This window comes from Bartonella sp. MR110HLJHH, from assembly GCF_042194225.1.
GTDB lineage: Bacteria > Pseudomonadota > Alphaproteobacteria > Rhizobiales > Rhizobiaceae > Bartonella > Bartonella grahamii.
In genome coordinates, this window is the sequence record NZ_JBHIMQ010000002.1 from 161107 (window position 1) to 185492 (window position 24386).

General features: G+C 38.4%; 25 protein-coding genes. 16 read left to right on the forward strand and 9 right to left on the reverse strand.

The genetic code is table 11. The features are described from left to right. Window positions 1–2026 precede the first annotated feature (2026 nt). The 4 genes from ACFIKB_RS02640 to ACFIKB_RS02655 are packed head-to-tail and all read right to left on the reverse strand — an operon-like array spanning window position 2027 to window position 3263. Window positions 2027–2239 carry a hypothetical protein gene (locus ACFIKB_RS02640; protein WP_273788508.1) on the reverse strand — a complete coding sequence of 71 codons (213 nt, stop codon included), beginning with the start codon at window positions 2237–2239 and terminating at the stop codon, window positions 2027–2029. Beyond that, complete coding sequence (locus ACFIKB_RS02645; protein WP_273788509.1) at window positions 2232–2444, reverse strand: hypothetical protein; 213 nt, start codon at window positions 2442–2444, stop codon at window positions 2232–2234. The genes ACFIKB_RS02640 and ACFIKB_RS02645 overlap by 8 nt, the downstream gene beginning before the upstream one ends. Beyond that, on the reverse strand, window positions 2368–2601 hold the full coding sequence (locus ACFIKB_RS02650) for a hypothetical protein (protein ID WP_375652752.1): 234 nt from the start codon (window positions 2599–2601) through the stop codon (window positions 2368–2370). Before ACFIKB_RS02650 ends, ACFIKB_RS02645 begins: the two co-directional genes overlap by 77 nt. After that, on the reverse strand, window positions 2601–3263 hold the full coding sequence (locus ACFIKB_RS02655) for a lysozyme (protein WP_375644486.1): 663 nt from the start codon (window positions 3261–3263) through the stop codon (window positions 2601–2603). The genes ACFIKB_RS02650 and ACFIKB_RS02655 overlap by 1 nt, the downstream gene beginning before the upstream one ends. 187 nt (window positions 3264–3450) lie before the next feature. Here ACFIKB_RS02655 and ACFIKB_RS02660 point away from each other — a divergent pair, with 187 nt between their 5' ends. After that, window positions 3451–3630 carry a hypothetical protein gene (locus ACFIKB_RS02660; protein ID WP_375644487.1) on the forward strand — a complete coding sequence of 60 codons (180 nt, stop codon included), beginning with the start codon at window positions 3451–3453 and terminating at the stop codon, window positions 3628–3630. Between the two features lie 475 nt (window positions 3631–4105). On the opposite strand, the gene ACFIKB_RS02665 is transcribed toward ACFIKB_RS02660, so the two are convergent. Then, on the reverse strand, window positions 4106–5026 hold the full coding sequence (locus tag ACFIKB_RS02665) for a YopJ/AvrA family T3SS effector serine/threonine acetyltransferase (protein WP_375644489.1): 921 nt from the start codon (window positions 5024–5026) through the stop codon (window positions 4106–4108). A gap of 689 nt (window positions 5027–5715) precedes the next feature. On the opposite strand from ACFIKB_RS02665, the gene ACFIKB_RS02670 reads away from it, so the two are divergent. After that, complete coding sequence (locus ACFIKB_RS02670) at window positions 5716–5967, forward strand: hypothetical protein (protein ID WP_375635576.1); 252 nt, start codon at window positions 5716–5718, stop codon at window positions 5965–5967. Window positions 5968–6523: 556 nt separating this feature from the next. Here the strand turns inward: ACFIKB_RS02670 and ACFIKB_RS02675 are convergent. Then, window positions 6524–7093 (reverse strand): hypothetical protein, encoded by a 570-nt coding sequence (locus ACFIKB_RS02675; RefSeq protein WP_375647272.1) that lies wholly within the window; start codon window positions 7091–7093, stop codon window positions 6524–6526. A gap of 2214 nt (window positions 7094–9307) precedes the next feature. Between ACFIKB_RS02675 and ACFIKB_RS02680 the strand changes: the two genes are divergently transcribed. The 9 genes from ACFIKB_RS02680 to ACFIKB_RS02720 all read left to right on the forward strand — a co-directional run bounded on the left by ACFIKB_RS02680 (window position 9308) and on the right by ACFIKB_RS02720 (window position 15679). Beyond that, window positions 9308–9814 carry a hypothetical protein gene (locus ACFIKB_RS02680; protein ID WP_375635580.1) on the forward strand — a complete coding sequence of 169 codons (507 nt, stop codon included), beginning with the start codon at window positions 9308–9310 and terminating at the stop codon, window positions 9812–9814. An 8-nt stretch (window positions 9815–9822) separates the two neighbouring features. Further along, window positions 9823–10374: a hypothetical protein gene (locus ACFIKB_RS02685; RefSeq protein ID WP_375635581.1), complete on the forward strand. Its 552-nt coding sequence runs from the start codon at window positions 9823–9825 to the stop codon at window positions 10372–10374. Window positions 10375–10422: 48 nt separating this feature from the next. After that, the gene (locus ACFIKB_RS02690; RefSeq protein ID WP_375652754.1) at window positions 10423–10992 is read left to right on the forward strand and encodes a hypothetical protein; all 570 of its coding nucleotides are present in this window, start codon (window positions 10423–10425) and stop codon (window positions 10990–10992) included. A gap of 198 nt (window positions 10993–11190) precedes the next feature. Next, a complete protein-coding gene (locus tag ACFIKB_RS02695) occupies window positions 11191–11544 on the forward strand; it encodes a hypothetical protein (protein ID WP_375652755.1) in 354 nt (117 codons plus the stop codon). A gap of 787 nt (window positions 11545–12331) precedes the next feature. Next, window positions 12332–12601: a hypothetical protein gene (locus ACFIKB_RS02700; protein ID WP_375652756.1), complete on the forward strand. Its 270-nt coding sequence runs from the start codon at window positions 12332–12334 to the stop codon at window positions 12599–12601. 301 nt (window positions 12602–12902) lie between these two features. Further along, window positions 12903–13259, forward strand: coding sequence for a hypothetical protein (locus ACFIKB_RS02705; protein ID WP_375652757.1), 357 nt, complete (start codon window positions 12903–12905; stop codon window positions 13257–13259). A 12-nt stretch (window positions 13260–13271) separates the two neighbouring features. Further along, entirely contained in the window at window positions 13272–14423 is a 1152-nt protein-coding gene (locus tag ACFIKB_RS02710; protein WP_375652759.1) for a DUF6990 domain-containing protein, read from the forward strand. Between the two features lie 88 nt (window positions 14424–14511). Beyond that, window positions 14512–14886 carry a hypothetical protein gene (locus tag ACFIKB_RS02715; protein ID WP_375635588.1) on the forward strand — a complete coding sequence of 125 codons (375 nt, stop codon included), beginning with the start codon at window positions 14512–14514 and terminating at the stop codon, window positions 14884–14886. Window positions 14887–15502: 616 nt separating this feature from the next. Then, a complete protein-coding gene (locus ACFIKB_RS02720; RefSeq protein ID WP_375628829.1) occupies window positions 15503–15679 on the forward strand; it encodes a hypothetical protein in 177 nt (58 codons plus the stop codon). A 1425-nt stretch (window positions 15680–17104) separates the two neighbouring features. On the opposite strand, the gene ACFIKB_RS02725 is transcribed toward ACFIKB_RS02720, so the two are convergent. Together ACFIKB_RS02725 and ACFIKB_RS02730 are read right to left on the reverse strand one after the other, a co-directional pair. Next, entirely contained in the window at window positions 17105–17620 is a 516-nt protein-coding gene (locus ACFIKB_RS02725) for a short-chain dehydrogenase (protein ID WP_375635590.1), read from the reverse strand. An 18-nt stretch (window positions 17621–17638) separates the two neighbouring features. Beyond that, window positions 17639–18202, reverse strand: coding sequence for an NADPH-dependent FMN reductase (locus tag ACFIKB_RS02730; RefSeq protein WP_375635591.1), 564 nt, complete (start codon window positions 18200–18202; stop codon window positions 17639–17641). Window positions 18203–18863: 661 nt separating this feature from the next. Between ACFIKB_RS02730 and ACFIKB_RS02735 the strand changes: the two genes are divergently transcribed. The 5 genes from ACFIKB_RS02735 (at window position 18864) to ACFIKB_RS02755 (ending at window position 22819) form a co-directional block, all read left to right on the forward strand. Further along, window positions 18864–19094, forward strand: a complete 231-nt coding sequence (locus ACFIKB_RS02735) for a hypothetical protein (protein WP_375635592.1) — start codon at window positions 18864–18866, stop codon at window positions 19092–19094. A gap of 84 nt (window positions 19095–19178) precedes the next feature. Further along, complete coding sequence (locus ACFIKB_RS02740) at window positions 19179–19736, forward strand: hypothetical protein (RefSeq protein WP_375652760.1); 558 nt, start codon at window positions 19179–19181, stop codon at window positions 19734–19736. A gap of 269 nt (window positions 19737–20005) precedes the next feature. After that, complete coding sequence (locus tag ACFIKB_RS02745; RefSeq protein ID WP_375652761.1) at window positions 20006–20572, forward strand: hypothetical protein; 567 nt, start codon at window positions 20006–20008, stop codon at window positions 20570–20572. Between the two features lie 695 nt (window positions 20573–21267). Next, a complete protein-coding gene (locus ACFIKB_RS02750) occupies window positions 21268–21645 on the forward strand; it encodes a hypothetical protein (RefSeq protein WP_375635595.1) in 378 nt (125 codons plus the stop codon). A 10-nt stretch (window positions 21646–21655) separates the two neighbouring features. Next, complete coding sequence (locus ACFIKB_RS02755) at window positions 21656–22819, forward strand: DUF6990 domain-containing protein (RefSeq protein ID WP_375652763.1); 1164 nt, start codon at window positions 21656–21658, stop codon at window positions 22817–22819. 560 nt (window positions 22820–23379) lie between these two features. Here the strand turns inward: ACFIKB_RS02755 and ACFIKB_RS02760 are convergent. After that, window positions 23380–23703 carry a hypothetical protein gene (locus tag ACFIKB_RS02760; RefSeq protein WP_375635597.1) on the reverse strand — a complete coding sequence of 108 codons (324 nt, stop codon included), beginning with the start codon at window positions 23701–23703 and terminating at the stop codon, window positions 23380–23382. Between the last annotated feature and the right edge of the window lie 683 nt (window positions 23704–24386).

Sequence of the window (24386 nt, forward strand, 5' to 3'; positions counted from 1 at the left end):
AAGAAAGATACACCAATGCCTCCAATGTTTAGGTGGCGGAATGGGTGGAATGGGCGAAATGGATTTCTAAGCTCTTATTCCTTAGAAGTAATAAAGAAACGGGCTTTCTGTGCCCGTTTTTTTTAAATGCTTTTTCGCTTTTCGTACAGTTCTTCCTTTTATGATAGTGATCTTATAGCATTTTGTTATTTTTCATTGGTTGATGTATCGCCATTGTGAATAGATCTCTCTCTTTATTCATGACTTTTTCTCTTGTATTTATGAGATGTTTTTATTGTGCGGGGATCGTGGTTTTCTTTGAAAATATTTTATTGATAAAAATACAACTTTTTGATTTATAGTCATTTCTTTCTTGTACAGTTCTATTTTTTCATTTTAAGTTTATGTATGCACCATTAAAAAATCTTGTGTTTGTACTTTCGTGTTTGCGCTTTAGAAGGGCAAATAGTTTTTATGAACCAACGCAAGAGTTCGTGCTCATTGAAAGTTGAAGAGAGAAAGTTGGACAGAGCATGTTAGGTCTTGTTTGTTTTTTTATGAATAAGATGCTGGTGTTTAAGATTTTGTATGAAAACAAAATTTAAGGTTTGCTCTGTTAAAGGGCTTTTGTATACTGGGACAAGCATATCTCTGTTTGGTTAATCTCTGCAATAGAAAGACAGCCTCATTGAGGAAGAATGTAAAGGCATATAATCACTCGTCTTGTCATCATCTTTTTGCTTTACGACTTTTAAAGGTATTTATAGTAATATCTTATTAAATAATGAAGATGATGCCTCAAACTTTTGTTGCTTGCGTATCTTTTTGGATGCAATCCCTCACGTAAAGCAGAAAAGCCGCAAATATATTTGTCTCCAAATATACATTTTTGCATATTGACGTGTTTTTTAAGAGACATCTCGCTCGTCACACCGATTTCGCAATGGACTCGTGAATGGCATAAGGGCAAAGTTCTCATGAAGTGCATAAAACTATAGGGCACGATCATCTTTACGCTTAATAAAAGAATACGCGAACGTTATCATACATGTTTTCAGCTCTCAATGTTATGACAAGCCGTTAGTCCGTGAGACGGTGAGGCATGCCTTGCTTGTATAGTTTTGACCCATACACTGTAATGTGCAAGCGACATGGTTTGGATTGTTTCAAAAGAAACAGGTTTGGAAATGAGAGAATCCCACGATATACAGGGTTTTAATTCAAGTTGAAGAGTGCTTAATGATAGTTATAAATCAATGTGATGTGGTTTTACGGTTTTCAAGAGCATTGCATTCTTGCAAATAACGATAATCATGTGTTGCTTCACATTTTTTAATGGGTTTTAATGGAGCAACGCTTTTATTTATAATAATAATTCATTGTTTTGTATGTTGAATAAGAGATTTTTATTGCGGTGGATTTTTTCATTTCAATTCTCTCTTATGTTGAAACAATCTCAATCATTTTCTTATACCTCACAAGTGGAGGGAGCTAGGGTAAAATACTTAAAGAAAATAAAAATGCCTCTCATGAATATTCTCAAATAGTCAGTTTTTTATAAACAGAGTTTTTATAAACGGGGGTTTTTATAAATATTGGGGATTGGTAATGCGTAGGGTGGTGTCTGATTGCTCTTTTTTTAAGTGTAAAGAAAGGGGATTTTAGGCAAGTTAATGCTTTTTGCGTTGTTTACTTATGCAATTATTAAAAAATATCTCTAAATATTTTTAAATTTTTTCGCGATGGTATCTTCCCGATGGGATTTGTGAAGAGTATACAATATTTTTGAGGATCAATAGGTTATTAAAAAAATGTGCGTTGGTATGATCATTTTCTTATGTTAGCAAAGTTGTTGACTTACGCGTTTGTTAAAAATCTCTCTTCATGCCCCTAAATTCATTTCATGAAAGCGTTGGTGAAGAGTGTGTAAAAATTTTCTATGAGACGTGAAAAATCATCAATAAAATCTCCGTGTTTTCAAAAAATAACGAATGGCTTTTTATATTTTTAAAAAAAGATTTAACACGTCTCATGTTTTTTATTTATTTTAGAGCTGAATATTCGATTTTTGTGTAAAAATATTTGCCAATGCATCCACGATACGTGAAAAATCAAGCGCTAATAAGAAAATGATGAATATAATCCACTTCGTATAGCGTGACATTATTTTTACACTTTTATAAGTTGTGATGATTTCTTGTAGGATTTCTTTTTCCTTTTCTGTAAGCTCTGTTTGTTTTTCTGTTTTTTTTCTAGCCATGTTTCCACCCGCACAAGCCTTCCCCTTGTTTGTTATGCTTTAAAATATCTCTTGCGAGATTTGAGCTGATGATATTAAGATCTTTTTTGTCTAAATAAATGGGCATCCAACCAACGCAAGAAAAAGGCTCATTTATTGTTTTTATCGCGCAACCAGTGAGTAAGAGCAGCGCGTACATCAGGATCACTTTTTTGATTAATTTCATTTTCCACCTCTAGCCGTGTTGTTGATGACTTTAGTGTTTTTTCTATTTGCTTTTGTTGTTCAATCTTTTTTCCAAGAGTGAAAACTTTTGCTAAAGCGATAAAAAAAGCGGTCAGAGCCGCTCCTGTTATCATCAGATTTTTTTTCATCCCCCACATTATAAGCGCTGCTCCCGAAACCGTTTTGCCACAAAGAAGATGCCAGCACAGGCGGCTAAAACCATAATGGTTGCCAATGCCCATTGGATGGGACCATTGCCTGCCAATAAGCCTCCAAGTCCAGAAAAAGAACCAATAATCGGTGTAAGCGCTTCTGCTTTGAAAAATCCCATTGGTGCTTGCGTTTCTACGGTTTGGTAGTTAGGAGAAACATAAGCACCTTTTGCCCATAGTCCTGCTTCGGCTGCACGACGGTGCACTAAACCGTGAAGACGTTTTCCTCCTGCTTTGGTCCACTTTTGTAATTCAGCAGGGACGGCTTCATATTCGCCGTTATTGAGTTTTTTGAGCAGGGTCGAATTACAAAAAGCCGAAGCTCCTATATTATAGCAAAACGATACGAGCGCGGCGAATTGTTCATCCGTTAAGGAAACCGTCACATTTGTTTCAACAGTATTTTCAAATTGTCTTAAATCTTGAGAAAGAACTTCTTCTGCTTGTTTTTCAGTAATGATCATGCCCTTGTGAACGAACGGTTCGCCAGCAGCGCTGGTATGTCCATAGCCAATTGTCCATACCCCGATGGCATCTTTATAGGCGTTCAAACGCAATCCTTCCCATTGTTTAATGAGTGCAAGCCCTGCTGATGATATTTTTCTCATTTGCTTCTCCATAAAATAAAGCCTCACGTTAACGTGAGGCTGGTCGACATATTAAAAATGAAATTTTTCACTCTTCAAAAACAGAAGAGACGTTAAACTTCAATGAAATCAAAAGGTTAGTTGTAGCATCTTAAGGGATGGGATAATAGTTGGCCAAGTGGGATAATGGTTTGGCTGGTGTTTTCCGTTGAGAGATGTTGTTGGTTTTGAGACTTGGTGCTGGTTTGTTGATAGGGTCTTATTGGTGCCGGTTTTGTTGGTGCTGGTGAGGTTGGCGATTGTGTTGATGTACGCAATGGCATTACGGCGGCATTACGGTTGTGTTAGCGGTGGCATGAGAGGTGTGGTTGGAGGGGGTGCACAATGATTTGTGTTAGCATTGGTGTTGGTGATTGCGGTTGTTTTGGCAGGGGTTGTGAGGGGGAGAGATGGGGAGAGCGGATGGTGTTGATTGTGAGGGATAAGAGAGCGGCTGTTTGCGGTTGTTTTGGCAAGTGGTACTGATGTGGAGGCGCTTGAGATAAAAGCGGACAACTCTTAGAAAAAAGCTACAGGAGGAGGCGGGTGCTTTTATTTAACATCTAAAATCATAAAATATTTTATGCATTCAGCCTTCTGTCTATTCAAATATGGAGAAGAGCTTTGGACTTTTGATAAAATTTTAAAATCGACTGATTTTGATAGAACAGTCCTGTTTTGCCTTTTGTCTTTAAGAGGTCACGTTGCTTGTTGTTTACATCTTTAACTGCTTACAAACGGAAAAGAAGATTTGCTAACAGCAAGCTATACCTCACTGTCAAGCAACAGAGCTTTACTCTTTATGGATATGAAAAAAGTCGCAATTACATCATCAGAGATTTGTATTCCGTCGCTCTTTTTCTATGTTGTGAAACAGAAACAGTTTTTCCTTCTGCTGAACTTAAGCTTCTTTCAAATCTCTCGGTTAGAGTTTCGCCTTTTTTGTTTACTTCTTCATGTGCTGCTTGTGGATTGGCTTTTAGATATTCCCCAAGACGTCTTCTCCCTTGTGTGTGTTTATAAAAAGTGGTTGGAAGATATGTATCTAACTTTTCAGCAGATAAAGGCGTATCTGGTTCACATAACACACCCTTAATATTATCTTTGTGCAGTCGTTCTAATTTTTGAGCTTCGGAATAAAGCTTTTTGGCGAGGCTTAAGCTGAACATTCCACATTCAGAGGAACTGCGTTGAATGTCCATTTCTGCCATGGCAAAAGAACAATTAGACAATTCATGCGCTTTAATGGCCAGTTGTGTCCTTAATGCTAGCACCGCTGATCTCATATTGTTAAGTGTTGTAGGTTCAAAAAATATCACGGACGTTTTGTCATCGATGGTTTGATGATCAATCACTGAAAAATGAATTCCTCTATCCTTTGTGTGAATGATAAATCTAGAAGATTGAATGCCGTTTTCGATGGCTTCTTTTAGTGCAAGGGCAAAGTCGTGAGATGATGCTACCAATTGAAGACGCATTTCAGGATATTTACGATTTGCTTGTTCTACCAAGGCTGGCATCAGTGTAAGATCTATGCTTGCATAATCAGCTGTGAACCAACGGCCAGTTGAGATGTCATCTTCTAAACGGGCAATGATATTTTTTAATTCCTCATGACTGAATGGGATATTTCTTTCTTTTTCGCTGCTGGGTTGTTCTGAATGTGCAGCAAGATTGTCTAATGATGCATTTGCCATTCCTAGTGTTTGTGAGGAATGAGGGAGAGAAGAATCTTGTGGCTTCATGATATTAGCCTCCATATTAATAATCAATGGACGGCATTATTTTCTTCAATTTTGGCTAAACAATGTTTTGAAAGAGAGCCTTTGCATTTTGAAAGATGAGGCGATGAGAGCATATTGTTGCCGTTTTCATATTATTATTCGTATATTGCTCATCATTTCTGAGATGTATTGCATCGATATTTTTATTGGGGTATTTTGTTAGAGCGTTTTATTGGGAGCCCTTATTGGATACTGCTTGTTTTGAAAATCTCAAAATTATAGGGCTGTTGGTGATGCAAATTGGATGATGCAGAAGAAAAACAGTCAAAGAAAGACGAAAGACACCTTCAAACAGGAGACTTCTGAAGATTGTCGCGAAACACACTGTTTGATAACAGTCTATAATAACTCAAACATCTGATGATGAAATCTGGGCACAAAAAACCCGTTACCGCACCTGTCATTAAATACGATTTTTCATATTCTGTCAACAGCAAAACGATTATTTTTTCCTTTTTTATTGTGGCAAAAAATCTACAGAAAAAAGCTCATTCATTAGCTATGCAGCAAAATATGTTGTTTTAATGGGAAAGTTTTTGATGCGGCAAAAAACATTTTCTCCTTTGAGAAAGGAGGGGGCAAGATGAAGGGAGAGGAGAGAATTGTGGTTTTGAAATCCGTGGTATTTTATTAATGGAATTAGGAAGGCGGTGGTTGGCAGGTGTTGCGGGGGTAAAGCGGTAGGTGTTGGCGATTGGGGCTGTGCTGTCTGTCATATTAGCGGTGGCGTGATGAGTGGATGGTTACCGGTACAGTTGTTGATGAGGGAGGAGATTGTTGGTGGGGGCTTTTTCTTTCGTTTAAGGGATGATGCTTTTAATTTTGTAAAAAAATCAATGGGGTGTCTTAATGATGAGCTATTGATTTATAATGATGTTTTAGTCGTTATTGATCTTGAATGAGAAATCCAGATTATGCTGCAGTCAAAGCCATGTCTCTTGTTCGTCATAAGATCAGGAAAGCCGTATAGAATTGTACAAGAAAAGACGCACAATGACTATAATGAATTGTCTCAAGAGCTAAGGGGATGTCGCGATATTGGGGGAAAAGTGGATGATGAGGGCGGTTTGTTACAATGGGAGGTGATGGGGAGGGGGGGATGGGGAGAGTGTTGCTGTTTGGAGAGGGGACAATATTTATCTTGCCTATGTCGTGAAATATGCTGTGAATTATTGTCCTTTGAGGCATGGGTAGATATATAGTTGAGGTATGGTGATAAGTCTCTTTGACAGGTTGAAGCGTTTTTTAAAGGGCGTGGTGGATATTTTAAAGCTTGTTTGTTGCGTGCTTTAAGCTCGTCAATCCCATGAATTTCTATGAAAGGCAAGTCCAGTGGATTTCAAGTGTAATTTGCCAAGAAGGATTGTCTCTTTACAACGGAGCTGGTTACAAAGAGGCATGTTACAAAGGGGGTTTTGGAATCTTTATCCTGTGAGGGAGAGGAAACGATGGGTGTTTTTAGCCAATGCTCTTTTTGCTAGAATAGTCAAAATGTTTATAAAGGGCATCAAGAATAATACGCAACGAACCAACAAGAGTAGGCAGCGGTTGATCTTCTATAACAAGATATTGTAATGCTGCATGAAAGTTGTGTTGACGATGCAAATATTGTGCTTCTTTAATCGCTTCTTGCATATCTTCATAGTGTTTCGTCGCTCTTTGAACCCATTGCTTTTTTGTTGTCTCATCTGATGCGCTGTGCGTAAAACCATCGTAATAGCCATTTGGTAAGCCTTTTGCACATAAATAGTCGTTTCTGATTTGCAAGTATCGTTGCGCCGTATCATATTGCTCTTTACTGATGCCTGATGAATCCCCTTTATAGCCAAGCAAACAAAGACGCCCAATATAGGTTCCGACAAGCGGATTTTTCGCTTCTTCGAGGCTTAAACCAAAGTGTTTTGCACGCATTTCAATCGCAGATTGAAGCGCAGATTCGCTGGGGCTTTGGGCACGTGAAATACGGCCATTGGGCTCTCTGAGTTCGCCTGTTATTCTCGGTCTACCGCGTTTTTTACGTATTTTCATGAACTTAACCATTTAAATGAAAAATAAACTGTCTGTTGATGGGGGACAGTGATGTAAAAAGCACTTTGAGCAAATACTGGGGGGGGGAGCAAATACTGGGTGGGCAAATACTGGGGGAATATGAGCTGTTGCAGATCAAAGGAGAAACGGATACTAAAGGCGTCTTTCAGCACAAAGAACAGCAACGGGGTGGGGCGAAAAAATCATCTTTAAGGTGTTTCTTGCCATTTTTATCTTACCCCTATCAGTCTTATTTCTCGCCCCTATCATGCTTATTTTTTCATGGATAGTGGCTTATTTGCTTTCTAAAGATTTCTCAACTGCTCTGGAACAGTTGAAAAGAAACTTTTGTCACATGTGAATAAAAAAACAAGAATGATGTTTTATAGGTATGGCGTCGTCTTTCTAATAGGAAGTCTTTTCTAATAGGATTATTGCCTTCTTTCTCATGAGCGCTTTGTGGAAACTTTTCAGTTTCACCTTTGAAAAGTCATTGTTTTTATTATTCGTGGATTTTTATCATGCGTTGAGCTTTGTTTTTGGGAGGCATATTGGGTTTTCTTATTGGGCGCTGTACCAAGATGTCTGATGTAGATTAAGCTGTGAAACATATCTTTATCCTTTATAGAGGATTTTATCTTTTTTTTGAGCGGCACAGAGCTTAAAAAAACAAACTTTTCAATGTCCTTATAATAGCATAAGATCCTTATCTTTTCAAGTAAAATATGGTTCATCAGTTCAAAATAACAAAATAAACTGTGGAAGGTCAAGCGATTTAGAGTTATCGTTTATGGAGGATATTTTTTGTTTTTGTTGTTTTAATGGATTTCATCATAAAAAAGGGAGGTGGTCACTTAAAATGATTAAATGACGGGATGCAATATTCAAAGAAGCTTTATAAGCGGCAGGTAACTTGATAAAAGAGGCGTTTATTAAGAGATGCTTTTATAAAGGTGGGGGCTATGAGGTGTAAGACATTTCTTTTTTAATTTTAAAATAGGGACTTTTTTAATCAAGAAATTTTAAAATGAGAATTGAAAAATTTCAAAGCTGCTGTAGGCGCATTTTAGATAATCGGTTGTTTGGTTTGGTCTGTGGGGCGTGCTTATTGCTTCACGCTTTTGTTTATCGCGTTCTTGTTTATCATATTCTGGGGGCACATCTCTTACGTCATACACAATGCCTCAAACGGAATATACTTATTGCGGCATATTCACGCGCTTGTTTTTAAGAGACATCTCTTACATGTGCTCGAGCCCATTTCACGACGGTGGCTTAAGAAGGGTATCATGGTAAAGCTTTCATGATAATATAACTTTATTGAATATCATCATTTTTAGGCTTCATAAAAGCGTAAGCTGGTATCATCGCATACTTTGCCAATCCCAATATGTATTTACAAGCTCTTGGCATTTGAGACGGTTTATAAGAGGCATTTTCATTGTACAATTTCACTCCGTATGGCTCCTCCACTTTTTACGTACAAGCAAATAATTTTGATTGATTCAACAGGGGACAGATTTGAAATGAGAGAATCTTACAGCATTTGGGATGTGTTGATTATCAAGATACAAAGCGCTTGTGAAAATGTTTTTTATCTTGTTATGCCATAAAATACTGTCATTTGAGGAGGGGATGGGAAGGCTTATGAGGCATTACAACATTTGACGCATTAAGTGTTAAAAATTAGGTGCCAATGTTAAGGAAGGAGTTGTGTTAAGGAAGAAGTTATCCGTAGAGCGCTTTATGCAAGTGGAGCCCATAAGTTGCTCAGCAGGCGGAGTGCACTTAAGAGCAATGGGATTGTTGACAAACTGAGGTGGGTTTTAAAATCTTTATTCTTTGAGGCGAGCAAGGAATATCATCATCCTTTGCTTCATATATACTCGGCTTCATTTAAGCGGTGAAAATACTGTCGTTTATGGTGGGCATGTCAGTTTTCCACATGGGATGTTTTTTAGATTAGATATTTGTTGGATTTTTTTAAAACGGTGTCTTTTAGGGATATGTGATCGATAAAGAGAGGGAAAGGGGAATTTGGGCTTGTAAGCGCGTCATGTATAAGCGCGTATAGGGCCTTAAGTGAATAAAATATTTAGAGGGTATTATAGTGCTTGCTTTACTCTGAGAAGAGTGCTAAGCGAATTCACCGCCTTGGTGGCGTGCTATCAAATATTGAAGAGTGGGAATTTTAGAAGTGGGGGGAGTATCCGTATGATCGAAGATAAATCACAACACCAATCTGCCCATAAGGGAGATAAGGCTTTTGTATCGCAGCCAGTGTTGGATCAATCGGCAACTTTCAAAAAATGGATGATGCTTTCAACAGGCGATTATATCATCATTTGTTGTTTGGCTATCCTCTTGTTGGTGCTTTTTTCCGCGACTGTCTATATGAGCCCTTTGGAATTTTTTCACGTTATATCCAAGGAACAGCTCCAAGCACTGGGAAAAATGAAACAAGAAAGTTTTCAGGAAAGTCTTAAACACCCATTCCAAAATCCTATAATTCAGCATGTTCTTGATGCGGGGTGGAATAGTGTTTGGGCTTTTTTATGTCTCTTACCGCAAATGATTTTTGCCGTTCTTTTTGGGTTGTTTCCGCTCTTTTTTGTCTTTAACGCCGTATTTAAACGGGATGTGAAGGAAATGATGCTACAATGGGAAACATTGCCAGAGCAGCAACAGCTAAACAACCAATCTCTTAACAGAAGACAATAGGGGGAAAAGTGACCGCTTCTTTAATCATTGGAATGTTGATTGCCGTAGGGACGGCAATTTTTATTTGTTCTGCAATTTTTATGGTATTCCTTTCTACCGTGGTGACAATCGTTGCACTTTATTATTCGTTGATAAAACGGACAATCTTGTTATTGGTGATGCAGCGAAAATTAAAAAAGGGTGCAGCGCAGAATTTGAGGCATTATCAGGCAGAGGGTAGGGGACAGAATACAGTTCTTGCAACAAAGTTCAGTGCCTTTTCTTTTCAAGAATCTTTGCTTCTCTCAAAAAAAGATTATTTTATGATCTTTTCTATCGCCTTCGTTATGGTTGCACTTTGCACAGGTGTTGTCGTTTTTTCAGCTTTTCTTCCAAAATCTGCGGTTTTTTTGCACAATTACGTGCCTATGATAGTGCTTCACATTATTGATTTTGTCATGCGACTGCTGTTTTGGGTCTGGACATGTATTGTTGTTTCTTTACCTGTCATTTTAATTCTCCATAGTTTCCTTCATTATGGCGTGAAAAAAACAGTAAAGAGATTAGAAACATTTGTTTGAGCAGAGAATAAAAATGATGATTTCACATCAATGCGATAGGGGAAAAAAGTGAGCATTATAATACTACAACATTTGGCTTTTTTAGGGTTCATTATCATTGCCATTTTAATGGTTATGGTTATGGTCAGGCTTCCTTACCTGTTGATCAAATATATCAGGTTATCTTTTAAACTCGCTCAAGACTTGAAAAAGAGTACGACGCAACAAAAACAAGCCATACAACAATTGCGCAATGATTGGGGAGAAATGAAAAGACACAATCTCGCGCTTGAGACACTTGATGCGAAAATGCGCTTTCTTAACTTCAAAGAATCTCTGCCCTTTTCTTCAAAAGAATGTAAAATAATCTTTTTTATCCTTATTCTCTTTTCTGTTTTGCAATCTTCTTTCTCTATCGCAAATTTTGTATGGTGGAAAAATGATAGTGTTGCCTTTATCATGCAGCTGTTGAGCCTTATATGGTTAGGGATTCTTCTCTTTTCTCCGATCATTGGGATGATGTGCATAAAATTAACGAGAAAATTGAACAAAACGCTTCAGCAATTGGAAGAAGCGATAAAACAACGCGATCAGGCAATCCGTATGCAGAATGTGGTAGGGGGACAAAATGACGAGTAGTCTTATAACATTAATAGCCATTTCTTTCCTGTGTTTTACGCTTTTAAATGTTTTAATATGGGTGCCGATTTTTATCATTTATTACCTGTTTATCAAGCGTGCGCGGTTGTATTGCCGCGTGAAAAAGGAACTGAAACGCGTGCTGAATGAACGCGATATTGCCTTAAAACAGATCTCCCAAAAATAAAAAACAGCAGAATGTTTGATAAAAAACAGCTTTCTCTTGTTTGGCAAGACTATAAAAAAATATTCTATATTTCTACGATCATAGTGATAGCTCCAATAGTTATAACTGCTATCGTTAAGCTATGGAGGGGAAAGGGCTTTATTTCTTTTGTCGTATTCAAGCCACTGGTATGGATGCTTGCCTGCGCTTTTTTATTCTTACCGATTGTTTTTATTATGCTTTTTATTGTAACCCGTCAGTTGAAGAAAATGGTGCGGCAATTGGAAGAAGAGGTTGAGCAGAAAAAAGTTCCAGTCATCCTATACGATGTGAATGAGGGAAAAGTGAACGAGGGAAAAAGTGAAGAGAGGCTTTTGTTGCCATAAGCCTTGCTTTTGATTTGTTCATTAAGGTGCATGGGGGACACTTCTCGTTTTATGCTTTTTTATATTTGTGTCGTGTTTTTGAGAAAAATTGAGGCTCTTGCTTGAGTTGGTGCTTTTGCTTGAGTGCTGAGGGGGAAGTGAAGAGGGGCTGCTCTTGGGTTTCACTTGCTGTTTCTGTTCTCTTAAAGAGAGAAAATCTTGTAACTTATTTTCTTTTTTATCAAGCATAAAAATGTGTTTTACCAAGCGATATTGAGAGCGAAAAATCTATACTTAAAGCAAAAGATATTCTGGTATTTGGGGCAGAAAAATCCATTTTCGAGAAACTGAAGAGGCAAGGCGCATAAAGAAGGCGCGCCAAAAGCTCAAGTTTTTAATTAAGACGTTTTCCCCATGGAAAGTGCAACAGTGCTTTTAAAGAGCTTGGGTTGGAGGAGAGAAATTGAAAGAAAAGGGGGACACTTATTTATTTACGAGACTGCGAGGGGCAGTTTCTCTTTCTGGATGAAAAAGGTTTTGTGCAATTTGATTATGGAATTGTGGGAGGTGCTGGTATACATGCTGCAGCTTGCCAAATAATTAATCCTTATTATTTTGGGGCTTTGCCAGATTTATAACTGGACTTTGAAGCAAAGGGGTGGATTTTAAGGCAAAGGGATTGAAAATTTTTGAGGAAAAGGTAAGCGCCCAGTGATTACACCGTGTGCTTGAGGAAGCTTTAGATAAGGGCGATGGGAGCTGTTGATCTTGGCAGTGTGCTTGGGCCTTTCAAAATGGGGGCATCGCCTTGGAAAAAGGAAATAATGATATCTCTCAAGGGACTTCTTCTTTGCTGTGCTACTTTGGGGCTTTGGTATTGAGGGCTGATGTTAAAATTTTACACTCTTCTCACAAAAGCTTTATGGAAGATGAAAGTTTGGGCTTTGAAAAAAAATATCGAAAAAATCTATTTGGGCCGGCTTTTTTGGTGGTTCAAATCGTCATAAAGACAAAGCAACTTCGTTACGATTTTCTTGCACTAGTTTGCTTCTTTTTTGGAAAGAAGCTTATCTCCTAGAAATAAAAAGAGCAGTGATTAGAATTTTAGAGCCATAGACCCAAATTTGTGCAATAGAAGAAGATATTCTTATGAAAGTTTAATCGACGAGAAAAGAGAAGCCTTAGGACTGCAGGGGGTACACTGTGAGTGATGAAAACATGATGTTTGAAGGTGATGGAAAAAAATGCAACCCTGATATTGTTTTCATAAAAGATGAGGGATACAAGCGCTTGATATTGATGAACCCTCATTCATTGTGAGGACGAAAGCTTCGGTTCATGAAAATGGCTTAAAAATTGAGACAAATGAGGGATAAAAAATGAGGGGCAATGGAAAAAATGCATCATTGGATGAAGAACCACGGTCGTTTTCGCTTGAAGAAGCGTTTTTGACAAGCAAAAATTATAAAATCATCTTTTGCATTGCTTTCATTATTAGCGCTTTTAAAGTGGCACTCTTTATATTTTTTGAGTGGGATTTGACAGAGTGGTGGAATTATATCCTATTCATTTTAACATTAATATTGGGTTTTATATCAGCACTTCTTTTTGTACTCATTCCTGTTGCCTTTGTGGTCCGTATCATCTTTACGCGTTTGTTGAAAAAAAAGATCGATAAGTTGGAGCAAACAATCTGGAAGCGGGTAGCTGCTACGTATCGACAAAAAAGTGAATAAGGGGTGGGGAAAATGATAGATATTAAAATGATAGATATTATTGTTGTACTCTCGTGGGGTGCGGGCTTGACGCTTTTCACGCTGCTTTCTGCTGTGGTCATGATGTTTATTTGGGCATTGTATTATTCTACTTTCAAGCGGGTGAGACTGTATTGCCAAGTGACAAAAGAATTAAGACGCGTGCTTAAACAACCTGTCGCTTTTGAGCCGTCCAGTGGGGAAATGCCGATGATTAAGCCGTTATCTGAAGAAAAAGAGTTTTCTCTTTCTGATGAGGAAATCTTAACGATGGAAAGTGCAACGGCGCTTTTAAAGAGTTTGGGATGGAGGGTGAAAATTGAAGGAAAAGGAGATCATTTGGCCACCTATTATTTACCAGATCGTGAAGTGCAGTTTCTTTATAATGCTGAGAAGGGGTATCCGCAATTTGATCGTGCAATTGTGGTGGGCTCTGGTATCCATGCGGCGGCTTGCCAAACGATAGACCCTTATAATTCTGGAGGCTTGATTGCTCTTGACTTGAGTTTTGATGTGAAGGGGTTGGAAATTTTTGAAGAAAAGGTAAGCGCCAAGCGTTTACGTCGTGCACTCGAGAAAGCTTTAGAAAAGGCAATGACTGAGGTTGATCTTGGCAAGATGCTTCACTCTCAATATCGCATCCTTCCTTGGGAAAACAAAATTGTAGTTCCTCAATTGACTCCTTATTCGCTGCGCTATCTTGCAGCTCTGGCTTTGATGGGCGATGTTGAAACCTTACACGCTTATCACAAAAGCTTTCTGGAAGGTGAGAGACTGGGCTTTGAAACAAGCATCGAAGAGGAGCATCTGGAACGCGCGATGATAATCGCTAAGGCGGTAGAAAAAACAAAGCAATTCAGTTACGATTTACTTAAACATGCGGCAAAGGATTTTTCCATGGAGGTGGAGAGCTATGAATATTTTAGAGCCACAGATCCCAGTTTGTGTAATAGAAGAAGAGATTCTTATGAAAAATTGATCGAGGAAAAAAGAGAAGAATTAAGACAACAGCGATATTTCGTTTACGAAAAGGACGCGATTTGTAAGGTTGATGGAAAAAACTATCGTCCCGATATTCTTTACATAAAGGATGGGGAGTTAGAATATATGGATGTAGAAATTAGGATTGATGAAAAAATTTATTGAGAAAAATAAAGAGTTTAGATAAATTAAAAAGAGCTTAAACCTAAAAATAATGCGTAAAACACGCGAAGTGTAAAAGCAGAGGGGAACAATGCAGGAGAAAAAAGCAACATTTGAAGTGTCTTTCTTTTTATTCAAAAAATTTACGGTGTCTTCAGTGGAAAGGCGTAAAGGGGTGGGGAGTTGTGAAATAATAGGGCGCTGCTTTTTCACTATGTTTTGCACATGTCTTATCATGATGGCTTTAGAAGTTCCTGCTGGTGCAAAATCTCTGGTACAGCCGTTGCAATGGATAAAATGGGAAGGAATTGGTTATCTTATTTTTCTCTTACCGGTGTTGATTTGGTTTTGTCTTCTCACTCCTCTTCCGATCCTTTGGGGGGTTGATCGTTTTAAAGAGCGCAGATTGGAAAAAATAAAGAAAAAACTAAAAGAAAAAACAAAGCAGCAAGAGATTAATCAATGAGGCTGTACACATGAGGGGTGAAGCTGCGGTTTTTATTTTGTTTCTGCTGGTTGGATGTTTTCTTCTAAATGCAGTTACAGTTTTTGCCATTTTTGTGAATATGATTATTGTGGTGCCTTATTATTCTTTAATAAAGCGTTTGAGGCTCTATTACAGAGTGAAAAAACAAAGACGTTTGATGAAAGAACATCCACAGTGTTTTGGTTTCTTTGAAAAAAGCGGAAAAGAGAAAGAGAGAGTGCAGCAAAACTTAGAACTAGAAACACAGATAAGTTCCCATTCGTTAAAAAAATGGCTCGCTTTTTCACGCAAAGATTATATCCTCCACGCATGCCTCTCTTTCATCATTATGTTTTTCAAAGCTTATGTCTATGTGATTTGCTCTAAAGGGATAGCTGAGATAGATGAGAGCAGATTTGAATATCTTGCCATTCTCTTGTTTTTCTGGTTTTTTTATCGGTATCTATTTTTGCAACGATCCCTGTTATTGTGATCCTTCGTGAAATTTTAACTTCTCGGTTGAAAAAGAAGATTCAGCAATTGGAAGAAGTGATTGAAGCAACCCAATAAATCAATTTATACCACACAAATCAATTTATAAAGAGAAGGGGATAAAATGCATTACGAAATGGCGGCAGCTTGGACGGTGGTTTTGATCATTCTGCTGGGGGGTGTTTTTGATTTTTTCTTAACAATACCCATTGTGGCACTGTATATTTCTTTTATAAAGCGTTTGATATCGTATTACAAGGTTACGCGGCAATTAAATGCAGCGCTGAAAAAGCGCATGTAGTGCTCATGTCATGGGGGGAGGTATGAGTTTTAGATCATCCCATTGCTTCACGGCTTGGGAGGAGGGCATGGATTATTTTTCTCATTTTACGCTGATCTCTGTTTGAAAAGGGCTGATGCTAATCAATAGGCTTGTAATAGGCTTTGGCTGTTTATCGGAGGTTTGCTTGTTTTCTGTGAATTTGCAAAATCGTAAAAACGTGGAACTGTAAAGTCTAGGATGTGTGGTTGATTAAGGGCCGTGAGGGTTGTGGGGCGGTTGAGGAGAAGAGGGTACCAATGAAGGCGTAAAGGTTGGATTGTGAAATGCGTCATTGGAATGGGGGAGTTTGGTGAAAAGGGCTGATGCTAATCAATAGGCTTGTAATAGGCTTTGGCTGTTTATCGGAAGGTTTCTTTTTTTCTGTGAATTTGCAAAATCGTAAAAACGTGGAACTGTAAAGGCTAGGATTTGTGGTTGATCAAGAGCCGTGAGGGTTGTGGGGCGGTTGAGGAGAAGAGGGTACCAATGGAGGCGTAAAGGTTGGATTGTGAAATGCGTTAAATTTGAGAGAAGGTTTTCGTATCTTTGGTATATCTTGTATATGATCAGTGGGTTTTATTTATAAGGCTTTAAATTTAGCTCAATCCACCACTTGTTTTTTGAGTTTAATGGCTTGAAAGTTGACGGTTTTTTATTTTACGTTTTCTTATTTGCTGTCGTAAAAATGAATTTAAAGCAGGTGTGCGTGCTAATTGTGTTTTCTTATCGGTTTTTTTTCGGTTTATTGCGATACTTTTTTATTATGCTTAGCATTGAGGGTGCTTTTTGTATGCTGGCTGTAAGGGTGTCTAATTTTCATTCGGTTCTGATATGGTGTTTGTTATAATATATCATCCCATGACGTCATAAAATTCTGTTTTGATATAAGCTTTCTTGGTACGTTTAAGTGTTGTTTTAAGGAGCGCGTTGAAATTTCTTTAAAAAAGCTTGTCGAGTATGAGTATTACGGGAAGACTATGAGCGGGAAATCAACTCGAACCTGCTAAAATTTGAACTGTTGAAAGAGAAGTTTTTTGTGGGAACCTTACGTCCCGTAGAAATCGTTGTTCTTTGAGGTGTGGGAAGAAAGGTCAGCTTTAAAATAGACAAAAAATTCTAAACACAATTTGCTGTTTTAAGTTTTATGCCATGACGCCTTATAACATAACGCCCCATAAGATTATGCTGTCTAAGTCCCGTGAGAAGGGAATAAGCCCGTGTGAGAAGGGTAAAAACGTTTGGTTTTGGGGCTGTTGATATAAGGATGCTGTTTGAGAGGCGCAGGGAGGGGGATTGTTCGTTCGCAAAGCCTATGATGTAAAGAGTATGGGGGGACTCAAGAGGATGTTCGGGTATGGATAGAGATTGAAGGGGCACGGCTTCTTTGAAAAGCATAGGTATTGATCATAAGTTTTGTTTATTCATATGATTTTTTATGGCTTCCAGTATCTGTTGGCTTATCTCCTGATGAGTCAGCCATCGTGAACCTTTTGGGGTTGTTTTTTGTCCTAATTGAATGGGGATGAAATCAACCTTGTTTTTGCGCGCGCACTCGATGACCATTTGATCATGAGTGTTGGAACCAAAAATATGAAGAATACATGGTGGTGTAGGCAAAAGAGCTAACTGCTCAATTAATGCGCAAGAAAATGCATGGGCAGGCGAATGAATCCATAATATGCAATATTTTAGATCATGCCATTGCTTCACAGCTTCTAAAAATTGTGCCTTTGATGTCGCACAATCATAATCCAACGGCACGCACAACTGTTTGTTGTGCAATGCCTCAAGCTGGACTTTATGAGAAAAAAAGCGTGCAGCAATAATCACTTCTTGCGGCTCGAGTGATTGACACAAAGGGGCAAGCATCCCTGTGCCCCCTACCACTAAATAACGATAGTGCGCACCCTTTTTTTTCATCCCCCCTCCCTTTTTGCTTTAAATCACACCACGGTGCTTTAAAAATGTGCACATTTCATCAGCAAGCCTTTCACAACGTGTTTGTATTTCTTCACTGATAACTTTCCAAGTACGACCGTCATCATCTGAGGAAAAATCTTCGGGGGAAGAGGCGATTTGACATTGGAGTGCATAACCATAAAGCGTGCTCACCACCGGCAATAAATGCTCACACGGTTGTGCGCATTTTTGGGCGGTACTCCCATGAGAGATAAGCCCAACAGGTTTATTTAAAAAGGCATTATAAGCTAAATTATCAAGAGCATTCTTTAAAACACCCGAATAAGACCCTTGATAAACGGGGCTTGCTAGAATAACGCCATCAGCCTCTGCAATGGTTTTTACAAACTGGCGAACCGCAGCACTTGGATTAGCCTCAACCTGCTGATGATAATCTGGATCTGTCATCGGTAAGGGCTGTTCACGCAAATCAACCCAATGAAGTGATGCACCCCGCTTCATGAGGCAATCTGCTAAATAACTGGCTAAAGTTCTTGTTAATGAAGGTTGACGCACAGACCCCAAAATAATTGCTATATTCAATAGGATTCTCCTTTATCTTTTCCAGAAAAGCCTATAACGCAAGGCTTAAAAAGAATTGTGAGTGAAATGACGCGTATCATTATGCTGTTTATAAAGAGCAGTTGTGATGATACCGCATAGTTATAGAATCAGTCCATGCTAACAAGATTGTTGACAAAACAACACCTCAAACTTGAAGAGAATGTTAGTGCTTTCATTAATATTAAAACACTTGATCTCAAAAGTAGCGGCTGTCTTATTGTTTTAAAAGCGTTTTTTATGAATATATTCTTAGCTATTGGCTTGCAAGATTCCCAATGAAAAAAGGAAGATATCGCCATATTTTGATTTATAATGATCATTGATCCTTTTTGATTGGAATAAGAGAGTTGTAAGATTTTCTTATTTCAAATGCTTTTATTGCGCGATCATTTGCGTATCAATGGAAGTTCCTTTTTTCATATCTTAAGTGGGGGGCGGAAAACAATTGAGAAAAGAATAAAAATGCTTCTATTTTTATCAAGTTATAAGGGCTATCGTAGAAGCTAGATATGGCTGTTGTAGGAGCAGGGCAGGCTTTGTCGTAGGGGGAAGCCCCCTTAGGGTAAGGCTATCGTAGAGGCAGCAGCGGGCGGGCGTATGTGAATGGCGCCGGATTACACTTTTTATTGAAACAATGGTGGTGATAGATTTTATCGTAAGGGGATATATTCATGAGGGCGCTATTGTTATTTCCTTCATGGGTGCTGTTCATGAAATGGGGTGGACGCGCGTTGGTTTGGAAGTGTTGAGAGATGCTTCTTTAAAACAAGCACGTGAATTGGCAAAATTGAAGTATTGGCAACATAAATATGCAATACGAGTGTTCTCTGGAGGTGTTCTGTTTGATGACAATGGACGGAATTTTACTTGAGAGATTGTTCGTGTCCTTATATGAGAGATTGTTCGTGTCCTTATAAAAGTCAAGGACAAACAGTTGTATAAAAAGGAAGAGCAAATGAAGGGGGAAAATTCCACATTTTATAACAAACTGTGCTCTGTTGTTTTTGGAAAATCATCTCGTTCTTATAAAGACCATATTATCATTTGTCTTATTTCTATCCTTATTGGGATAGGTCATAAAGCTCTTTTGATCCCATTAGAATCCGAGTGGTCGTTGAGTGTATCGCAGGATAGCGCTCTTTTGGCGCTCTTTGTGCTGCGTGAAGTTATCATGGTGTGTGTTGTTGCCTTGATGCCTGTTTTATTGGTGCTTTATCTCATCTTAACGTATTTGTTGAAAAAAAAGATTCAGCAGTTAGAAGAGGCTATCCAGCAACGGGGTCACACAACCGATCAACAAAATAATCCAGTAAAAAAGGATAGAGAAAAAATAAGCAGTTTTTTTATCGCATACCTTTGGTTGATATTTCTGCTGGAAGTCTTTTTTCCTGCGGGTGTTGTCATGATCATTTTGGAATTTTATTATTTTGTTTTCAAGCGCGTGAGAACGTATCGTAGAGTAAAACGGGAATTAAAACGCGTAAGAAAAGAGCGCGACAAGGCGCTTGCGTAACTATCGTGAGGGGAAGAGGCAATGTTTGGAAGCTCGTGACACAAGAATAGGGGATGAATGGTTGAAGAATCATCAGGCAAAGAGGCTAGCCTATTTTCGTTTGTAATGAGGAGGATGCTCTTCATCATTTGGAAGAGCAATAGCGCTTTTAGAAAGTCGGGTTTTTTTGTTGAAAATAAGGGAAGTGCCATGCATCGCACTTTTAGTGCTTCTTAAAAGAGCGAGCATGAGAAAAAAAAATGCGTTTTTCATAAAAAAAAGGAAGAGCAATGAAGGGGAAAAATTCAGCATTTTATAATGGACTGCGCCATTTTTTCGAAAAAAGTGTTTTTTCTGAGCGAGAGTATGTTGTCATTTGTTTCCTCTCCCTCATTATTGAGTTGTGCAACAGGATTGTCTTTCTCTCATCCTTAGGTAGCAATGGAGAACGGACAGGGTGGTGGGGTACACCTCTTTTTCTCTCTCTGTGTGCGTTTTGGCAAGTTATTACAGTGTGTGTTTGGGTCTTGTTCCCAGTTATGTTGATACTCTGCATCATATTGTGGTGTTTGTTGGTAAAAAATACTCGAAAATTGAAAGAAATAAACCAGCAACGGGGTAAAATAACCGATCAAAAGGATCGATATAAAGAAAAAGTGAGGTGGAAAATGGACAATATTCTTGTCGGGATATTTGGTCTCGTGCTTATATTCGTGACATTTTGGGTTGCTTTTATTCCCGTGATGATTTTGGAACTTTATTATGGTGTCTTTAAGCAGGTGAGAACGTATCGCTGTTTAAGAAAAGAACTGAAAAACGTCTTGCAAGAACAGGATACAGCGCTTGAGAAGTCATGAGAGGGAAAAAATAATGAAGAAATTATGAGAGATTCAGCCTTTATAGGGATTGCTCTCTATACCATTTTGCCTCTGATATGTTTTGGTGCTCTTTCATGGGTTGTCCGTAAACATTGCTCTAAGGAGCAGTGCTGAGGATGGCATTGAGGGGAAGAAAAGCCGATTATGGACCATTGTTGATTAAAGGGAATGAGAGCCGTGGGGTTTAGAGCCTAGAGTGAGCGTTTGGGACTTACTTCATCGTTTGAAATGTGAGGAAGGGAACGGTTTTTCTAGCAGGTGATCGCGGTATATGGGGTGTTTTCGTATTTTTAGGTGCCTTGTTCATTCAAGCTTTGAAATGAATCCTATTGAAGTGGGGATGCAGGGTCATTTTCTTGAAAATAGGGGAATTTGTTTGAAAAAAAGCTGAATTGTGACTATCGGTTACAGATTGGCGCGGTTTGAAAATCTTCACTGTTTGAGGTGTGAGGAAGGTAAGGGGGTAGTGTGGTACCACGAATATTATTATTTTTATTATGACGCAAACCATAATGGTCTGTGTACTTTTCTTAATTCCAGTGATATTTGGGTTTTGCATCATCATAATGCGTAAATTGGAAAAAAAGATCTAGAAACGAGAAGAGGCAATCTCTGTGTGATAGCAAATAAGCTCTCTGTCGCACGGGTCTTTTCAAAGAGTGAGAGGGGAATACATGAAGGAGCAAAATTGGGCATCAGAGCAAGAAACGCATAAAAGAGCGCATTCTTTTTCGCTCCAGCAAGCGTTGCTTTCAGCAAAGGATTATAAAATTATCTTTGCTATTGCTGTTATCATTATCATCTGGAGAATGGTTCTAGAAATACCAGATGTATTAAATTGGCAGCTGACAGGGTGGCAATATGTTGTGCATGCCGTTCTCTTTAAAACAACGCTCGTCATAACGGTCTGTGTCATTATTTTTATTCCGGTTATGTTACGGCTTCGCACTAAAGTGACGGGTGACTTGTACAAAAATATTCAGAAACTAGAAGAAGCAATCTCTGTAGGAGAGCACATAAGCTCTCTGTCGCACGGGCTTTGTAAAGACTGAGAGGGGAAAAATGAACAGTGATCCTATAGCCGTATTTCTATTAGATCCCGAGTTCTGGGTATTTATTGTTATTTGCATGATCATTATCATGCTTGTTTTAGCTCTTTATACCTCTGTCTTCAAACGGATGAAAATGAATTTCCAAGTGAAAGGCGAGCTGGAAAGAGTGCTTAAAGAAAATGATCTTGCAACGCAGCAGTTTTGGAAAGATGAAGCCGTGGTGCAGGAGAGGCGTTTGCAACTAAAGGAAAAAGAGTTCTCTGCCGATTATGATGATGATGAAATTCTCACGATAGAAAGTGCAACAGGGCTTTTAAAAAGCTTGGGATGGTCGGTGGAAATCGAGGGAAAGGGAGATTATTTGGCAACCCTCTTTTTACCAGATCGCGAAGTGCAGTTTCTTTATAACGAGCAACGAGTGGAAGAATTTTCGCCTTTTGATCGCGGACTTTTAATTATGAGTGGTATTTTTGCTGCGGCTTGTCAGACGATTAATCCTCATAATTCTGGGGTTGTGCCAACGGTATTTATGAATTTTGTGCCTAATGGATTGGAAATTTTTGAAGAAAAAGTGAGCGCCAAGCGTTTAAAGAAAGCACTCGATAAAACTTTAAAATGGACAATGGAAAGTGATTCTTTGCATGGAATGTTTCGCTCTCAATATAGTCTTCCTCCTTGGGAAAAAGACTCTTTATCTTGGGCACCGGATGATGACATAGAGCTCGCACCTTATGCTTTGCTACATCTTGCTGCTCTTGCCTTGTTGGGCGATGTTGAGACTTTAGCTTCTTATGATGAAAGTTTTACGGCAGGGGAAAAGCTTGGCTTTGATGAAACCATTGAAAAAGTCCATTTGGAACGCGCTTTAATGATCGCTCAAGAAGTGAAAAGGGAAGGAAAGTTCAGTTACGATCTTCTGGAACGGGTTGCTGAGAAGTGGTCTATAGCCATGGACTATCAGCTTTTCAGAGTGAGATCCCCTAATACGTGTAATCAAAAACGCGCTTTTCATAAAAAATTAGTCGAGGAGAAAAAACAAGAATTAAGGGAACAAGGATTTGAAGGGGTGAGTGATGAACAGTTCGTGTTTGAAGCAGAGGGGGTAAAATATTCTCCTGATATTACTTATATTAAAGATGGTAAAATCGCGTTTATGGATATAAGAATTGATTAGTGTTGTACTCTCCTGTTGAAGAAAAGCACTTTTATTTAAAAGATGTGAAAGCGCTATGATTGAGGCGCTTTCATACCTTTCTTACCAGAGCAAAATAAAGTGCTCGAAAAATCAAGAATAATAGCCAAGATTTTAAAAAATAGACTGAAAATGGCTTGATCCTCAAGAATAGGGGAGAAAAATCGATTATAAATTCTGCTATCTTCTTCAAGACGGTCCTTTTTTTTGTTAGAAAATGCTTATAAATGATCGCTTATTCAAGCGGTATAAGGGGAAGGTCTATTAACTAAAACGCTATGAGGGAAGGTCCATTGACTAAAGTGGTATGAGAAGGGGAGCTTAGGGGGAGTGCCTTCGTCATTTGAGATGTGAGACAAGTAAAAAATGTCATTTTTGAAGGCGGTGATATTTAGCCAATAAAAATAAAAACACAACAAAAATTAAATTAAAACATCGGAAAAATTAAACTAAAAAAGGCCCCATTTTAAAAGGGCCTTTTTATTTAAATTTTACAATATACACAAAATGTATATAACCTTATTTTAAGAAATTTTTGTATCTTATACTCTAGCGGAAACCAATTGTATAAAATATATAATAATTGATCCTAAAAAACCAGCTATTGCATTCAATAAACTTTTTCCTTTTTCGTATATATCGTTTATTGATGCTTGTTCTGATGCGCTTCTATTATTTACTCTCAGTATATTCAATGTATCCGATGTGTCCCTTACTTGTTTAACAAACTGTAAATTTGTTTTTTCAATAGTATAAGGTGCAACAATAGGAGAGGGTTCTTTATTGACTATACGATCAGATTTTTGAATCGCGAGAGCTAAACCGCTTGTAATTGCCCCCGCTATGAAAAAATATCTGATATTCATAGTTTTTTCTCCTATATTTATTTCTATAAATAAATATCGATATGGATCATACATAAATTCGATTTAAATAACTATAGTAAAAATACAACAGTCATAAAAAAGAATAAAGTTTGTCTATATTTTGACAAAATTTACCCTTAATTGCCTTAAAGAATTCTTTCAGATTCTATTTTATGAGGGTGTAAAAAAGTTTGAAAGCTCTGTAGGGAAGTGGAATCCCATAAGATGGGTGATACAATAGTTGCTAGCAAACTTCTTTTTTGTGCTTTTTAGCAAAGATTCATAAAAATGAGGGTTCATAAGAATGAGATGCGATGAAACTTGAGTAAAACCCCTGAGGGGAATGGTGCACTCTTTTGAGGGCTTGGAGTGCATCCTCTACAGTTTGGATGCTGCTTCATGAGGGTGGGCGGCATCCGTTGAGGGGAAGGATGCACTCTTTTGAGGGCTGGAGTGCATCCTCTACAGTTTGGATGCTGCTTTCATGAGGGTTGAGCAGTATCCCGTTGAGGGGAAGGATGCACTCTTTTGAGGGCTGGAGTGCATCCTCTACAGTTTGGATGCTGCTTTCATGAGGGTTGAGCAGTATCCCGTTGAGGGGAAGGATGCACTCTTTTGAGGGCTGGAGTGCATCCTCTACAGTTTGGATGCTGCTTTATCAGGGTTGAGCAGTATCCGTTGAG

Excerpts from the sequence above, each read along its gene's own strand:
- ACFIKB_RS02640 (WP_273788508.1), bottom strand. The coding sequence starts at position 2,239 with ATGGCTAGAAAAAAAACAGAAAAACAAACAGAGCTTACAGAAAAGGAA.
- ACFIKB_RS02645 (WP_273788509.1), bottom strand. The coding sequence starts at position 2,444 with ATGAAATTAATCAAAAAAGTGATCCTGATGTACGCGCTGCTCTTACTC.
- ACFIKB_RS02650 (WP_375652752.1), bottom strand. The coding sequence starts at position 2,601 with ATGTGGGGGATGAAAAAAAATCTGATGATAACAGGAGCGGCTCTGACC.
- ACFIKB_RS02655 (WP_375644486.1), bottom strand. The coding sequence starts at position 3,263 with ATGAGAAAAATATCATCAGCAGGGCTTGCACTCATTAAACAATGGGAA.
- ACFIKB_RS02665 (WP_375644489.1), bottom strand. The coding sequence starts at position 5,026 with ATGAAGCCACAAGATTCTTCTCTCCCTCATTCCTCACAAACACTAGGA.
- ACFIKB_RS02675 (WP_375647272.1), bottom strand. The coding sequence starts at position 7,093 with ATGAAAATACGTAAAAAACGCGGTAGACCGAGAATAACAGGCGAACTC.
- ACFIKB_RS02680 (WP_375635580.1), top strand. The coding sequence starts at position 9,308 with ATGATCGAAGATAAATCACAACACCAATCTGCCCATAAGGGAGATAAG.
- ACFIKB_RS02695 (WP_375652755.1), top strand. The coding sequence starts at position 11,191 with ATGTTTGATAAAAAACAGCTTTCTCTTGTTTGGCAAGACTATAAAAAA.
- ACFIKB_RS02705 (WP_375652757.1), top strand. The coding sequence starts at position 12,903 with ATGAGGGGCAATGGAAAAAATGCATCATTGGATGAAGAACCACGGTCG.
- ACFIKB_RS02710 (WP_375652759.1), top strand. The coding sequence starts at position 13,272 with ATGATAGATATTAAAATGATAGATATTATTGTTGTACTCTCGTGGGGT.
- ACFIKB_RS02715 (WP_375635588.1), top strand. The coding sequence starts at position 14,512 with ATGCAGGAGAAAAAAGCAACATTTGAAGTGTCTTTCTTTTTATTCAAA.
- ACFIKB_RS02720 (WP_375628829.1), top strand. The coding sequence starts at position 15,503 with ATGCATTACGAAATGGCGGCAGCTTGGACGGTGGTTTTGATCATTCTG.
- ACFIKB_RS02725 (WP_375635590.1), bottom strand. The coding sequence starts at position 17,620 with ATGAAAAAAAAGGGTGCGCACTATCGTTATTTAGTGGTAGGGGGCACA.
- ACFIKB_RS02740 (WP_375652760.1), top strand. The coding sequence starts at position 19,179 with ATGAAGGGGGAAAATTCCACATTTTATAACAAACTGTGCTCTGTTGTT.
- ACFIKB_RS02745 (WP_375652761.1), top strand. The coding sequence starts at position 20,006 with ATGAAGGGGAAAAATTCAGCATTTTATAATGGACTGCGCCATTTTTTC.
- ACFIKB_RS02750 (WP_375635595.1), top strand. The coding sequence starts at position 21,268 with ATGAAGGAGCAAAATTGGGCATCAGAGCAAGAAACGCATAAAAGAGCG.
- ACFIKB_RS02755 (WP_375652763.1), top strand. The coding sequence starts at position 21,656 with ATGAACAGTGATCCTATAGCCGTATTTCTATTAGATCCCGAGTTCTGG.
- ACFIKB_RS02760 (WP_375635597.1), bottom strand. The coding sequence starts at position 23,703 with ATGAATATCAGATATTTTTTCATAGCGGGGGCAATTACAAGCGGTTTA.